13 protein-coding genes are annotated in these 14,863 nt (G+C 37.3%); all 13 read left to right on the plus strand.

The genetic code is table 11. The features are described 5' to 3' along the window. The first annotated feature begins 205 nt into the window (after nucleotides 1-205). The 13 genes from polX (at nucleotide 206) to uvrC (ending at nucleotide 14,829) form a co-directional block, all read left to right on the plus strand. Nucleotides 206-1,927, plus strand: a complete 1,722-nt coding sequence (polX, locus tag CWR45_RS01760) for a DNA polymerase/3'-5' exonuclease PolX (RefSeq protein ID WP_115748081.1) — start codon at nucleotides 206-208, stop codon at nucleotides 1,925-1,927. 26 nt (nucleotides 1,928-1,953) lie between these two features. Beyond that, nucleotides 1,954-4,296: an endonuclease MutS2 gene (locus tag CWR45_RS01765; RefSeq protein WP_115748082.1), complete on the plus strand. Its 2,343-nt coding sequence runs from the start codon at nucleotides 1,954-1,956 to the stop codon at nucleotides 4,294-4,296. Nucleotides 4,297-4,335: 39 nt separating this feature from the next. Further along, nucleotides 4,336-4,746, plus strand: a complete 411-nt coding sequence (locus tag CWR45_RS01770; protein ID WP_115748083.1) for a DUF350 domain-containing protein — start codon at nucleotides 4,336-4,338, stop codon at nucleotides 4,744-4,746. Between the two features lie 789 nt (nucleotides 4,747-5,535). Further along, nucleotides 5,536-5,712, plus strand: coding sequence for a hypothetical protein (locus CWR45_RS19675; protein WP_170138765.1), 177 nt, complete (start codon nucleotides 5,536-5,538; stop codon nucleotides 5,710-5,712). Nucleotides 5,713-5,807: 95 nt separating this feature from the next. Then, complete coding sequence (locus CWR45_RS01775) at nucleotides 5,808-6,284, plus strand: DinB family protein (RefSeq protein ID WP_115748084.1); 477 nt, start codon at nucleotides 5,808-5,810, stop codon at nucleotides 6,282-6,284. Nucleotides 6,285-6,304: 20 nt separating this feature from the next. Beyond that, nucleotides 6,305-6,754 carry a GNAT family N-acetyltransferase gene (locus CWR45_RS01780; protein WP_115748085.1) on the plus strand — a complete coding sequence of 150 codons (450 nt, stop codon included), beginning with the start codon at nucleotides 6,305-6,307 and terminating at the stop codon, nucleotides 6,752-6,754. Between the two features lie 178 nt (nucleotides 6,755-6,932). Further along, on the plus strand, nucleotides 6,933-8,621 hold the full coding sequence (locus CWR45_RS01785) for a long-chain-fatty-acid--CoA ligase (protein WP_115748086.1): 1,689 nt from the start codon (nucleotides 6,933-6,935) through the stop codon (nucleotides 8,619-8,621). A gap of 124 nt (nucleotides 8,622-8,745) precedes the next feature. Next, complete coding sequence (locus tag CWR45_RS01790; protein WP_115748087.1) at nucleotides 8,746-9,327, plus strand: fatty acid metabolism transcriptional regulator FadR; 582 nt, start codon at nucleotides 8,746-8,748, stop codon at nucleotides 9,325-9,327. Nucleotides 9,328-9,465: 138 nt separating this feature from the next. Beyond that, nucleotides 9,466-10,239, plus strand: coding sequence for an enoyl-CoA hydratase (locus CWR45_RS01795; protein WP_115748088.1), 774 nt, complete (start codon nucleotides 9,466-9,468; stop codon nucleotides 10,237-10,239). Nucleotides 10,240-10,261: 22 nt separating this feature from the next. Beyond that, nucleotides 10,262-11,035 carry an electron transfer flavoprotein subunit beta/FixA family protein gene (locus tag CWR45_RS01800; RefSeq protein ID WP_115748089.1) on the plus strand — a complete coding sequence of 258 codons (774 nt, stop codon included), beginning with the start codon at nucleotides 10,262-10,264 and terminating at the stop codon, nucleotides 11,033-11,035. A 27-nt stretch (nucleotides 11,036-11,062) separates the two neighbouring features. Then, nucleotides 11,063-12,040, plus strand: a complete 978-nt coding sequence (locus CWR45_RS01805; protein ID WP_115748090.1) for an electron transfer flavoprotein subunit alpha/FixB family protein — start codon at nucleotides 11,063-11,065, stop codon at nucleotides 12,038-12,040. Nucleotides 12,041-12,433: 393 nt separating this feature from the next. Beyond that, nucleotides 12,434-12,748, plus strand: a complete 315-nt coding sequence (gene trxA / locus CWR45_RS01810) for a thioredoxin (RefSeq protein WP_114916912.1) — start codon at nucleotides 12,434-12,436, stop codon at nucleotides 12,746-12,748. A 302-nt stretch (nucleotides 12,749-13,050) separates the two neighbouring features. Beyond that, nucleotides 13,051-14,829, plus strand: coding sequence for an excinuclease ABC subunit UvrC (gene uvrC / locus CWR45_RS01815; RefSeq protein WP_115748091.1), 1,779 nt, complete (start codon nucleotides 13,051-13,053; stop codon nucleotides 14,827-14,829). The last annotated feature ends 34 nt before the right edge of the window (nucleotides 14,830-14,863 follow it).

Below are 14,863 nucleotides of genomic sequence, written 5' to 3' on the forward strand. Positions count from 1 at the left end.
AGGCATTAGTACATTAAAGTAGTTCAGAGTTTATATGAATAAGCAATAAATGGTCCGAACAAAGGTTTCCTCAGAATCCTCGACAACCTAGTATAGCTTGACTTTAAACAGGTTAAATAATAACCTTTAGTAAGTGAAAAGGATTAAAAACATCTATAATATTAAGTAGTATAGATGATAAAAAGAAAGAAAAGCAGGTGGGAAGATGGCAATCAATAAAAAAGATGTCATTCAATTACTGGAGCGTATTGCAATTTACTTGGAACTAAAGGGTGAGAATCCGTTTAAAATATCAGCATATCGAAAGGCAGCAGCTGCCCTGCAAAGTGATGAAAAGTCAATTGCGGAGATAGAAGATTTTACGAAGATTAAAGGGATTGGCAAGGGAACAGGAGCAATCATTCAGGAGTTTATTGAGAATGATGGGCGTTCGGAATTACTGGAGCAATTAATAACTGAAATTCCCGATGGAATAATCCCTTTACTCGATCTACCTGGCTTAGGTGGGAAGAAGCTAGCGAAATTGTATAAAGAATTAGGTGTAATCGATGCTGAGACATTAAAAGCAGCATGTGAAACAGGGCAAGTAGAGAAGCTTGCTGGATTTGGTAAAAAATCTGCAGAAAAAATTCTTGCGGCAATTAATGCTTCAGGAAAACGTCCAGAGCGATTGCCAATTGCGATGATGCTTCCAATCGCAGAAGAGATTGAAGTATACTTAGAAAGCATTAAGGAAATTATTGATTATTCCCGCGCTGGAAGCTTGCGAAGAATGCGGGAAACAATTAAAGATATTGATTTTATTATCGCAACCGATCAACCACTTGTTGTGCGTGATCACTTGCTTGCAATGCCTGGAATAAAGGATATCATCGCAAAAGGCGATACTAAAGTATCGGTAACGATTCATGCTACATATGATATAAATGTTGATTTTCGCCTTGTAAAACGAGAAGAATTTGCCACTACGCTTCATCATTTTACCGGATCGAAAGACCATAATGTGGCGATGAGACAACTTGCCAAATCACGTGGTGAGAAAATCAATGAGTATGGGGTAGAAGTAGAAGCAAATAGTAAGATTCTAACTTTCTCGACTGAAAAGGAATTTTTCCATCATTTCGGTCTAACCTTTATCCCTCCTGAGGTACGTGAAGATACTGGTGAGATTGACGCATTTAAACAGGAGCACCCACTGTTGGAATTAACAGATATTCGCGGTGATTTGCATATGCATACGACATGGAGTGATGGTGCACAGTCACTCGAAGAAATGGTCAATAAGGTACGGGAAAAAGGTTATGAATATATGGCAATCACCGACCATTCACGTTATTTACGTGTTGCAAATGGCTTAGACGAGAAGCGATTACGTGAACAGAGAGAAGAAATCGCAGCATTGAATGCAAAATATAATGATTTTCATATTTTTGCAGGTGTAGAAATGGATATTTTACCAGATGGTACGCTTGATTTCTCCGATGAATTTTTAAAGGAAATGGATTTCGTCATTGGTGCGATTCATTCTAGCTTTAATCAAAGTGAGGAAAACATCATGCATCGTTTAAATCAAGCTTTAGAAAATCCGTATGTGTCGCTCATCGCCCATCCGACTGGGAGATTAATCGGCAGACGTGAAGGATACAAAGTCAATCTAGAACAGCTGATAGCAAAAGCGAAAGAAACGAATACAGCATTAGAAATTAATGCAAATCCGAATCGTTTGGATTTATCTGCAGCATGGGCAAGAAAGGCACAAGAGGCGGGCGTTACACTTGCGATTAATACGGATTCCCATAGTTACGGAATGCTCGAACATATGAAGTATGGTGTTGGAGTTGCTAAAAAAGGATGGATTCATAAAGATTCGATTATGAATACGTGGCCATTAGAGAAATTAATCGCTTATTTCAATCGTAATAAATAAGAGGTTTTTAAAGGGGTTATTGAAGTATGAATGAAAGAATTCTTCGTGTACTTGAATTTAAGAAGATAATTGACCAATTAGTTGGAAATGCAGCAACATCAATTGGGAAGGAAATGGCGGCAGCTTTGAAGCCATCGACTGAATTAGCAGAGGTTGTTACCTTGCAAAGTGAAACGGATGAAGCGGTACAAATCATTCGGTTAAATAAAGTCATTCCATTAGGAGGAATATCCGATATTCGCGGTAGCGTGAAACGAAGTGTTATCGGTGGTGTTCTCTCTACAGAGGAATGCTTAGACGTTGCCAATACTATTTATGGTGGCAGGCAGGTTAAAGGATTCCTGGAAAACTTAGAGGAAGATTTACCAATATTAAAAGAGCTTGCAGAAGGAATTACTTCGCTACGTGAGCTAGAACAACAAATAAAAAGCTGTATCGATGACCATGGTTATATGATGGACAGTGCATCACAGAAATTACGCGGAATTCGTTCCTCGATTCGTTCATATGAAAGTAGAGTCCGTGAAAAATTGGATAGTTACACACGGTCCAATAGTAAAATGCTTTCTGATTCGATTGTGACCATTCGGAATGATCGATACGTTATTCCAGTAAAGCAAGAATATCGAGCAGTAATTGGCGGGATTGTTCATGACCAGTCATCATCAGGGCAAACACTATTTATGGAACCGAAAGCAATTGTTGACTTGAACAACCAGTTACAAGAGGCGACGGTTAAAGAAAAGCAGGAAATTGACCGCATTTTAGCCGAATTAAGTGGTGACATTGCGGCTGAAGAGATGGTTTTACTGGAAAATATCAAGATTCTCGCAACGATTGATTTCATCGCAGCAAGAGCGAAATTAGCGCAACAAATGAAGGCAGCAAAGCCAGCGATGAACGATCAAGGGATAATAAAAATGAAGCAAGCACGCCACCCATTAATACCAAGTGATGTTGTTGTTGCAAATGATGTGGAAATTGGTGAAACGTATACATCGATTGTTATTACAGGACCAAACACTGGTGGTAAAACGGTCACAATCAAAATGGTTGGATTATGTACGTTAATGGCACAATCTGGTTTACAGGTGCCAGCACTTGATGGCTGCGAGCTAGCGGTGTTTAAAGAAGTATTCGCTGATATTGGTGATGAGCAATCAATTGAGCAAAATCTCAGTACTTTTTCATCCCATATGACGAATATAGTTAGCATCATTAAAGAGGTCAATCATGATTCCCTCGTGTTGTTTGATGAACTCGGTTCTGGTACAGATCCTGGTGAAGGTGCTGCACTAGCAATGGCAATTTTAGATGAAGTGATTGCGAGAGATGCACGTGTCATTGCGACAACGCATTATCCAGAATTGAAAGCATATAGTTATAATCGTGAAAATGTAATTAATGCATCGGTTGAATTTGACGTAGAGTCTTTACAGCCAACCTATCGTTTGTTGATTGGAGTTCCAGGTAGAAGTAATGCATTCGAAATTTCGAAACGACTTGGCCTAGAGGAACGAATAATCGATCGGGCAAAAGGGTTGATAGGTGTCGATTCGAAAAGTGTGGAAAATATGATTGCTTCACTAGAAGAATCACAGCTCGGTGCAGAACGTGATTATGAAGCAGCCACTCAAGTTTTACAAGAAAGTGAACAACTTCGTGACGCAATAGCGAGAGAATGGCAGCAGTTTGAACAGCAACGTGAAGCATTGTATAAAAAGGCGGAAGAAAAGGCAGAAAAAGCGATTCAAAATGCACGCGAAGAAGCAGAAATGATTGTTGACGAAATTCGTAAGATGAAAGCAAATGTTTCAATTAAAGAGCATGAGTGGATTGAAGCTAAAAAAATGCTGGAAGATGCGAAACCAAATCTTTCCAAGAAAAAGGAACCGAATCCAGTCACGCAATCGAAGGAGAAAAAGACACTTCAACCTGGAGATAATGTTAAACTATTATCAATGAATCAAAAAGGTGAAATTTTAAAACAAGTGAGTGACAGTGAATATTTAGTACAGGTTGGTATACTAAAAGTGAAAGTGAAGCGTCAGAATCTCCAATTACTTGGAAAGCAAAAGGAAGCAATCGAAAAGCCAGTCGCAACGATTAAAGGTTCTAATTATCATGTGAGCACAGAGCTCGATCTTCGAGGCGAGCGCTATGAAGATGCATTATTTAAGGTAGAAAAGTATATTGATGACGCGATTCTTGCTGGCTACCCTCGTGTTTCGATTATCCATGGTAAGGGGACAGGTGCACTTCGAAAAGGTGTTCAGGATTATGTTAAGCGGCATCCAAGTATAGCTTCGTCAAGACCTGGAGAGAGCGGTGAAGGTGGCAGTGGTGTAACAGTAATTGAATTCCGCTAAACCATCAACAAGTGAGATTTCAAATGTAGGGGGACACGTATGAGTCTTTTTTGGGAAAACGTTATTGTCGTAACGGCAGCAAGGTACAGTGTAGTTGTACTCTGTACCCTCGTATTTTTGGCTGTATTCGAGCTTGTAACATCGTATAAAAATTGGGAAGAAATAAAAAATGGAAATTTTGCAGTTGCGATGGCAACCGGTGGAAAAGTATTTGGAATTGCAACCATCTTTCGTTATTCGATTGAACATAATGATACGATATTGCAAAGCATTGGCTGGGGCGCGCTAGGATTTGTCTTGCTACTATTAGGCTATTTTATTTTTGAATTTCTAACACCAACGATTAAGGTGGATGAGGAGATAGGAAAGGGTAATAAGGCGGTCGGTTTTATTTCGATGATGATTTCTATTGGTTTATCGTTTGTTATTGGTGCAAGTATTGGTGATTAGGAGGCAAAGTAAATGGTATTTGAACGACTAGCTAAAATACTAATCATTGTTGCGATTCTATTTATTGTTGCTGGAATTATTTATTTCATCTAATTGGAAACGTCATGCTGTAGAGGTACCAATCCTCTGTAGCATGATTTTTTTATTCCAATAATATTATAGTTTAATATGTTGAATAAATAGGAGAATGAATTTGGACTTTGGAATGCATTCATATTTTTTCTTAAAAAACCCGGCGATACTTAGATTATAAGTTGTTGGAGATAATCAGTACTAACTGTAAAAAATTATGAGGCTAGGAAATAAGTGTTTTAACAAAAGCTTAATCCGAACAATTTGATAGTTAGAAAGTTAAACCGATCCGGGAATATACTTTGCTTTCCTCGAGCGGCTGCTGAGTCTCCTACGTGCTATCGCATTACGTAGTCTCATCTCTAGGCCTTTCCTCCCGAAGGAGTCTACCGTATATTCCCTACGCTAAATTAGTATATTGTTCGCTTTTATAGTTGAATATTTTAATTTGTCCCAGCCTCAAATTTTTTGTTGGAATATCATCAATAATATGTGTTCTTTGGTCGAAATTAATGTAAATTCGCCGATTAATTATTAGTTAATTTAGAATTTATTAATAATATGATATAATAATCGAACAGCAGCTTTACTTCAAGAAGGGTAACGCCGTTTCCTTATTTAATGACCTGGTGCTTTAACACATCAATGCATTCGTTGCTACTTCATCTTTTAAAGGGAAATATTGTTAAATTGGATAAATGGATAAGGAGGCTAATAATGAATAAATATTATCGGAATATTATTACCATAATCTTTATTGTGATCTTCTTAATATTATTCACTTATTGGGTTAATCTAAATTTTGGTTATGGTCAATTATTTCTAATCATAGCAGGAGGGTATGGTATCTACCTTAACCTTAAAGCCCAATTAAAAGTGCGAAAACAAACGTGAAAATCTAATAAAGATTATCTGTATTGAAAAGATATCTACTTAATGAAATGCTAACTGCAATAATTTTAACAATCAATTTAGAGGGGTGTTACACTTTGATAAAGTTTTTCAAATATAACTGGCAAGTAAGAGATGAATGGTTTGACTTGTGTAACCTACTAACACCTGATGAATTGTTAAAAGTCCGAAGAGGCGGAGTAGGAAATATTTTATATACCTTTTTTCACATTATTGACGTGGAATACAGTTGGATTCGTGGTATTCAAGGTAAAGAAGATGTAGTTTTTCAGTTTGCTGATTATAATTCGCTTGAAAAGGTTAAATCTCTGTCTGATACATTGCGAAATGAAATTGTTGCCGGTCTAAAAACCAAGTTAGCTGAATCCAAAGATACTCTTATAAATGTACCTTGGGATGAAGGGGAATACACTAAGGATGAGATACTCCACCATATTATCGCTCACGAAATTCATCACATTGGTCAACTTTCTGTTTGGGCAAGAGAATTAGAATTAAAGCCTATTTCGGCTAATTTTATCGGTAGAAACTTAAAATCTGTCCATTCTTATTAAACAAACGTGGAGGAATTGTAGTGAACAAACATCAATTCATTATTTCCCAGTATAATCCCAAATATGCTGAGGAAACAGTGGAAATGTGGAGGAAAAGTAAGGAACGGGCAATTGGTCAGAAAGAAATTCATAACTTAGAAAGTCACATTTATTTTTTAAACAACATATTACCAGAACTTTTTCAAATAGATTTAGTGTTTTTAGAAGAAAGAGTAGTTGGAATGATTGCTTATAACGATATAGAAATAAGTCAACTTTATGTTCACACAGATTATCAAGGAATTGGTATAGGTCACACATTATTAAGTAAGGTAAAAGCACAATCAAGCGGAATATTAACGGTGCGCACATTTGAGGTAAATAAACATGCACAACGATTTTATGAGAAAAATGGATTTAAAATAATTGGTAGAGGCCATGAAAATGAAGAAAACTTACCTGATATCCAATATGAATGGAAATTCAAATGATGAGATAATTAAAGTCGAATTTTAGAAATCAGTCAGTGACTTTACTTATTGCTTCTGTTAAATAATCTGATTGATTCGTTTTTTTCATCGAAATTGATAAAAAATATTGCGAAACATTTCTAAATATAGAAATTAATCGATATAATAGTTATAATAAACGAAATAAGGAGGGGATTAGATGGAGCTGGTTAAGAAATGGCATGACCATTATCCGATGGAAATTCCTGTTAACATGCAATATGCAGAAAAACCATTACACGCTTTTCTAGTGGAAAGTGCTGAATGCTACAAAGAAAAGAAAGCGCTTCACTTTATGGGAAAAGAATTAACATATGATGAATTGTATACCCATGCAAAGCAGCTCGCATACTATTTGCAATCGATTGGATTAAAGAAAGGTGATCGTGTTGGAATAATGTTACCTAATTGCCCCCAAGCGGTCGTTAGTTACTTTGGCATAATGATGGCAGGAGGAATCGTTGTTCAAACGAACCCACTCTACACAGAACGGGAATTGGAATTTCAATTAAAGGATTCGGGAACGTCCATCCTCATTTGCCTAGATATCTTAGTGCCAAGGGTAACGAACGTAAAGGGAAAAACGAATTTAAAACATGTGATCGTAACAGGTATTAAGGATTATTTGCCATTTCCTAAAAACCTGATTTATCCATTCATCCAAAAAAGAGAATATAATATGGTTGTAAGAGTAGAGCAAAGTGAAGAGACCCATCTATGGAAAGTAATAGTTGATAACACTCCAGCCGATTATCTGGAAGTCGAAATTGATCCAAAAGAGGATATTGCGTTAATCCAATATACGGGGGGAACGACTGGATTTCCAAAAGGGGTCATGCTAACACATTATAATCTCGTGTCAAATGTTCAAATGTGTGAGGCATGGTTGTATAAAACAAAAGGTAAACAACAAGTAGTGTTAGGCGTTATTCCGTTTTTTCATGTGTACGGTATGACGACGGTGATGAATTTTGCCATTCTGCAAGGATCGAAAATAATTTTAATGCCAAAATTTAATGCAGCAGATGTATTAAAAACGATATCGAAGCAGAAGCCAACGTTATTTCCTGGCGCACCGACGATTTATATTGGTCTATTGAATCATCCAGATATTAATAAATATGATCTGTCCTCAATCGAAGCATGTCTTAGTGGATCTGCGCCATTACCTAGAGAAATTCAAGAACAGTTCGAGAAAATAACAGGTGGAAAATTAGTGGAAGGCTATGGATTAACCGAAACATCCCCAGTTACCCATGCAAATTTTGTATATACAGACAGAGTAAATGGAAGTATTGGTGTTCCATGGCCGAATACTGACGCGAAGATTTTCAAAATGGATAGTAATGATGAGGAAGCAGCTGCAGGTGAGATTGGGGAAATTGCTGTAAAAGGTCCGCAAGTAATGAAGGGCTATTGGAATAATCCAGAAGAAACGGAAAATGTCCTTAAGAATGGATGGCTTTACACAGGAGACCTCGGGTATATGAATGAAGAAGGATATTTCTTTCTTGTTGATCGAAAGAAAGATATGATTATCGCTGGGGGCTATAATATTTATCCACGAGAGATTGAGGAAGTGTTATATGAGCACGGGGCAATTCAGGAAGCTGTAATCGTTGGTATCCCTGATGCATATCGTGGTGAAACGGTAAAAGCGTTTATTGTTTTAAAATCAGGATATACAGTAGATGAGGAAGATCTTAATTCCTATTGCCGTAAGCATTTGGCGGCATATAAAGTACCAAAAATTTATGAGTTTCGTGATGAATTGCCTAAAACAGCAATTGGAAAAATCCTCCGAAGAAAATTAATCGATGAAGCACAAGAGATGAGTACGCCTCAGTAACCACTCTTTTTTTAAGGTTGAAATGGACTAGCTTTGTATTGACATTCTCAGCCAGTATGATTTATGATTAACTTATGAATGAATAGTCATTCATTATCAAATGGCTATCCTTAAGGAGAAAATCATGAAGTCAAATAAACCGAAATACAACCAAATTATCGAGGCTGCTGTTAAAGTCATTGCAGAGAATGGCTACCATAATTCGCAAGTTGCAAAGATTGCCAAGGCTGCAGGAGTAGCTGACGGAACCATTTATTTATATTTTAAAAACAAAGAAGATATTCTTGTAACTGTATTTAAGGAGAAAATGGGGCAATTTATTGAAGAGATTGCTATAGAAACAAGTAAGCAAGAAAATGCGGAAAAGAAGCTGTTCACGCTGGTTGATATGCATATTCGTCAACTAGAAAAGAACCATGACTTAGCTATTGTTACTCAGTTGGAATTAAGGCAATCAAACTATACATTACGTCGCCAAATCAATGCTGTACTAAAACCATATTTAACGATGATTGACACTATTATCAGTGAAGGAATTGAGACGAAGCAATTTCGCGAAGATATTAATGTTCCGTTAATGCGGCAAATGATTTTTGGAACCCTAGATGAAATTGTAACCAATTGGGTAATGAAGGAACATAAGTACAACTTAGTCGACCAAGTTCCACAGATTCATGCACTACTGATTCATGGTCTACGAAGTTAATAATCTTTTATTGTAGATTTATTATGAGAGCGTAAATGTTCATAATGAATAAGTTCAAACTAAGGCAGTCATCTAAAGGCTTGACAAACTCTTAGTTTTCTAATCGTTTCCTGCAGTATAAGAAAAAGGAGGAAAACAATGGCAGTAATCAACTATGAAGTAAAGAATCAAATAGTTCATTTAACAATTCAAAGCCCACCAGCTAATGCATTATCAAGTAATTTAATTCAAGATTTGAACGAGGCACTAGATAAAATTGAGAATGATACTAAAGTAAAGGCAGTTGTTTTAAAAGGGGAAGGGCGATTTTTCTCCGCTGGTGCAGATATAAAGGAATTCACCTCGCTTCAAGCGGCAGATGATTACCAAGCACTATCCGAAAATGGCCAGCAAGTATTTAATCGAATTGATAATTTTCCAATTCCAGTTATTGCGGCGATTCATGGTGCAGCACTAGGAGGCGGCTTAGAGCTAGCGATGGCATGCCATATTCGAATCGTAACAGAAACAGCAAAACTCGGTTTACCAGAGATAACGCTTGGGATTATTCCCGGTTTTGCAGGTACACAGCGTTTACCGCGTTTAGTTGGTGCGACCAAAGCCTATGAATTAATTTTAACTGGCGAGCCAATAAGTGGCAGGGATGCTTATCAATTTGGACTTGCAAATCATGTTGTAGCTGATGAAGATCTACTCGATGTAACCAACGAATTGGCAGCGAAAATTGTTGCAAAAAGTAAGCCGGCGATAAACCACATTATGCAATTGCTTTCTTATGCAAAACATGAATCATTTGAAAGAGGCCTGAAAGAAGAAGCAAGCGCATTTAGCGACGTGTTTGGACGTGAGGACGCCAAAGAAGGAATTCAAGCATTCTTGGAGAAGCGGAAACCGCATTTTCAGGATAAATAAGAGAAACAGAGGGGGAGAATGAATGAAAATCTATGTATTATTAAAAAGAACGTTTGATACGGAAGAGAAGATATCTGTTGTAAATGGGCAAATTGACGAGGATAGTGCAGAATTCATTATTAATCCATATGATGAGTATGCTGTTGAAGAGGCAATTCAGCAGCGTGATGCTCATGGCGGCGAAGTTACAGTTGTAACTATTGGCAATGAGGATTCAGAAAAGCAACTACGGACAGCTTTAGCAATTGGGGCAGATAAAGCTGTTCTAATTAATACGGAAGAAGATTTAGATGATGGTGATCAATTTACGACAGCAAAAATTTTAGAAGCGTTTTTCGATGGGAAGGATGTAGATTTAATTCTAGCTGGCAACGTTGCGATTGATGAAGCGAGTGGGCAGGTCGGTCCACGGATTGCTGATTTATTAGGTATCCCTTATGTTACAACAATTACAAGCTTAAAAATTGATGGTACTGCAGTGAATATTGAAAAGGATGTTGAAGGTGATGTAGAAGTAATTGAAACAACATTGCCTTTACTTGTAACTTGTCAGCAAGGGTTGAATGAACCAAGGTACCCATCACTCCCAGGAATCATGAAGGCGAAGAAAAAGCCGTTAGAGGAGATTTATTTAGATGATCTTGACCTTGGGGAAGATGACATTGAAGCAAAAACGAAGACAATTGATATATTCTTACCGCCTGAGAAAGCGGGAGGCAGAGTACTTGAAGGGGACGTAAAGGATCAAGTGAAGGAATTGGTCAGCTTACTGAAAAATGATGCAAAAGTAATGTAGGTATGTAAAAGGGGAGGAGAGAAGAAGATGAGTGAAAAACTATTAGTTATTGGGGAAACAAAGGATGGTGCATTACGAAATGTATCGTTTGAAGCAATTGCAGCTGCAAAAATACTAAATGAAAATGCGGAGATTATTGGTGTAGTATGTGGCAACGATGACCTTGAAAGTCAAGCACTGGAACTTATTTATTACGGTGCAGACCGTGTCGTAACCGTGAAACACAGTGCTTTGAAAGCGTATACATCAGAAGGATTTGGTCAGGCAATACTTGCAGTAATCAATGATGAATCCCCAGCTGGAATTGTGATGGGGCATACGTCAATTGGTAAAGATCTATCACCCAAGCTTGCAAGTAAGTTAGACACAGGCTTAGTATCTGATGTCACAGAAATCGAAGTAACGGAAAACCATTTGGCCTTCATTCGACCGATTTATTCTGGAAAAGCATTTGAAAAGAAAATCTTTACTAGTGATTTTCCGTTTATTACTATTCGTCCAAATAATATTCCCAGCATGAAACGCGATACAGCAAGAACTGGGAATATTCGTGAGCTAGATATTGAAGTAACGGATATCCGAACGATTGTTACGAATGTTATTCGTAAAGCAACAGAAGGAGTCGACCTGTCAGAGGCAAAGGTTGTGGTTGCTGGCGGACGTGGAGTGAAAAGTGCAGAAGGATTTAAACCGCTATATGAACTTGCAGAAGCACTCGGTGGCGCTGTCGGTGCATCACGTGGCGCATGTGATGCAGATTACTGTGATTATTCCCTGCAAATTGGGCAAACTGGAAAGGTAGTAACCCCAGACTTGTATATTGCTGTTGGAATTTCCGGAGCAATCCAGCATTTAGCAGGCATGTCGAATTCAAAAGTAATCGTCGCAATCAATAAAGACCCAGAAGCAAATATCTTTAACATCGCTGACTACGGCATCGTTGGAGACTTATTTGAAATCATTCCTTTATTAATTGAAGAGATAAATAAAGTGAAGGTAGGATAGCCTCTCATAAGTTACATTTTATTCTTTTGTTATGTACTAAAAGCTATTTGCAATTTAAAGCTGAATTGTCTTTAATGGGTTAGTTAAGAATCTAATTAGTATTTATTCATTTATTCAGTGGGATATGAAGTAAGACAAGGTAATATTAGTTTGTATAATCTGTCAACCAGGTTCTACGTTTATCCATTGCAAAGTGTATTTTGGGAGCGGCATGCCCGTGAGACTTATTTCCCTAAAGTTTACCTCGGTAACTAATCATTCCTTATTAAAAAGAATAATTGAAATTAATTTCAAGGACCTCCGAAAAAAGTGTAAGCAAACTATTAGGAAGTAAAGAATAACGATGGTATACTCTATTTGAGCTATAAATGTAGCATAAAGGAGGTAAAAAAAATGGCAATTGAACATGTTACAGATCAAAACTTTGCTGATCAAACTTCAAAAGGCTTAGTGCTAGCTGATTTCTGGGCACCTTGGTGTGGACCTTGTAAAATGATTGCACCTGTTCTTGAAGAAATTGACGGTGAATTAAACGAAAAAGTTCAGATCGTAAAATTAGATGTAGACGAAAACCAAGAAACTGCTAGTAAATTTGGTGTAATGAGTATTCCAACTTTATTATTGTTTAAAGATGGTAACGTTGTTGACCAAGCAATTGGTTTCCAACCAAAAGAAGCGTTAGTTGATATGATTAACAAACACGCTTAAATTATAATCAATATTATGTCTCATTTTTGTCCCTTGTTATTTGTAACAAGGGACTTTCTAATAATGTGCGTTCAAAAAAACAGGTAAATCTGGCACATCGAATTTCTGACGTGATGCTTTACCGTTCCTCACGCTAAAACAGTCAAGGAACTTCTATTAAACCGCCCAGGTCCTATGGGCAACATAGAAGTCACTACATCCTGTGGAAGCCCGGTACGGGGAGCTTCGCTGCCTTGAACTTCTCGGTCATTTTAATCCTCCTTTTTGAACATTTTTTAATAGATTTAAGGGATGGAAACGATATGAATCAATTAATCAAAGAAAAATTAGCGATATTACCAGCACAGCCTGGTTGTTATTTAATGAAGGACAAGCAAGGCACAATCATTTATGTCGGAAAATCTAAGCTGCTGAAAAATCGCGTCAGGTCATATTTCACAGGTGCACATGACCGCAAAACACAACGATTGGTCCAGGAAATTGTTGACTTCGAATACTTTGTTACATCATCAGAAATGGAAGCATTAATTTTAGAAATGAATTTAATTAAAAAATACGATCCGAAATATAATGTGATGTTAAAGGATGATAAGACCTATCCCTATTTAAAAATCACTTCAGAAAGACATCCTCGGTTATTAATTACACGCAAAGTAAAAAAGGACAAAGGAAAATATTTTGGGCCGTATCCTAACGTTATCGCAGCAAGAGAAACAAAGAAATTACTTGATCGCATGTATCCCCTAAGGAAATGCAATAATCCGCCGGGACGACCGTGCCTTTACTATCATATGCATCAATGCTTAGCATGCAGTGAGCAACAACCGTCTATTCAGGAATATAATGCGATTGTACAGGAGATTTCCTCCTTCCTTCAGGGGGGATTTAGTGAAATAAAAACAAATTTGAAAAATAAAATGCTAGTAGCTAGTGAGCAGTTAAATTTTGAACGAGCAAAAGAATTGCGTGATCAGATTCAGCATATTGAGGCTGTTATGGAACAACAAAAAATGACCTTGAGTGACCGTGTTGATCGCGATATTTTTGGATATAGTGTTGAAAAAGGCTGGATGTGCATCCAAGTATTTTTCGTAAGGCAAGGAAAGTTAATCGAACGAGACGTATCAGTTTTTCCTTTTTTCGATACTGCGGAAGAGACGTTTATTAGTTTTGTTGGACGATTCTATCTCCATCAAAACCACTTGAAACCGAAGCAAATATTCGTACCGATTGGAACGAATGTTTCGATACTCAGTGAATTATTAGAGATCGATGTTCATACCCCATTTAGAGGGCGGAAGAAGGAATTGGTGGGGCTAGCAATTAAAAATGCAGAAATAGCGCTATCCGAGAAATTTTCACTAATCGAGCGAAATGAGGAACGAACGATAGTAGCGGTCGAGAAGCTCGGTGAGAAATTAAATATCGAAACACCACATCGAATTGAAGCATTTGATAATTCAAATATTCAAGGAACAGATCCAGTATCAGCGATGATCGCTTTTGTTGATGGGAAACCGAGTAAGAAGGACTATCGGAAATATAAAATTAAGGATGTAGTAGGTCCGGATGATTATGAAACAATGCGAGAAGTTATTAGGAGAAGATACAAAAGAGTTTTACAAGATGAACTGCCATTACCAGATTTAATCATTGTCGATGGTGGGAAGGGGCAAATGAGCGCCGCTTTAGACGTATTAGAGAATGAATTAGGTCTTGATATTCCATTAGGCGGATTAGCAAAGAATGATAAGCATAAAACAAGTGAATTATTGTACGGAAACCCACCAACTGTCATTCCTTTAGAAAGACAATCACAGGAATTTTATCTTGTCCAACGAATTCAAGATGAGGTACACCGATTTGCGATTACTTTCCATCGCCAATTACGTGGGAAAAATCTAGTGCAGTCAGAATTAGATAAAATTCCAGGTGTTGGTGAAAAACGAAGAAGGCTATTATTAACACATTTTAAATCGATTACGGAAATCAAACAAGCAAATATCGAGGAGATTACGAAGCTGGGGATACCGATAAATATTGCAACAGACATACTAAGCCATTTGAATAAAAGTGAGTGAAGCAAAGCATATGCTTAACATCTAGAAACATAAA

Source organism: Oceanobacillus chungangensis (assembly GCF_003369565.1).
Taxonomy (GTDB): Bacteria; Bacillota; Bacilli; order Bacillales; family Amphibacillaceae; genus Oceanobacillus; species Oceanobacillus chungangensis.